Here is a 500-nt window from a genome sequence, read left to right as displayed (position 1 = left end):
AGAAGAATCTCCAGTACTATGAAATTTCTGCCAAGAGCAACTACAACTTTGAGAAGCCCTTCCTTTATCTTGCAAGGAAGCTTGCTGGTGACCCGAACCTGCATTTCGTTGAAGCTGTTGCTCTTAAACCTCCGGAAGTTCCCATTGACCTGGCAATGCAGCAACAGCATGAGGCTGAGCTTGCGGCTGCAGCAGCACAACCTCTCCCAGATGACGATGACGATCTGATCGAGTAGAGAGGATCATGAGTCTATCATGCTTCAGCCTGAGTCTCTTCATAAGAGTCTGAATTAGGCCAATGCATGCTAGTGTTAGCTTGTCTGTGGAATGTGGACGTTTCCTGCGTGCCTGATGGGTTGAAAACTTTTGATGTGTGGTGTTACATGTTGCTGCCATGAATTTGTTGGCTCTTTTTTAACACTGCTGTGTTACTTCTATGGTTATGCTTAAACTATTTGTATCATCGAGCTGGTATTTATTTATCCGGTGTTGCACAAAAA

1 protein-coding gene is annotated in these 500 nt (G+C 44.6%); it reads left to right on the top strand.

What is annotated here, in order from left to right; translation table 11 throughout:
- Positions 1–236: hypothetical protein (locus tag NK662_RS24890; protein ID WP_254761398.1), on the top strand; the 236-nt coding region annotated here is incomplete at its 5' end.
- Between the last annotated feature and the right edge of the window lie 264 nt (positions 237–500).

This window comes from Ectobacillus ponti (assembly GCF_024294785.1).
GTDB classification, from domain to species: domain Bacteria; phylum Bacillota; class Bacilli; order Bacillales; family Bacillaceae_G; genus Ectobacillus; species Ectobacillus ponti.
The sequence above is the reverse complement of the archived record's forward strand: the minus strand, read 5'-3'. Positions and strand labels throughout refer to the sequence as shown.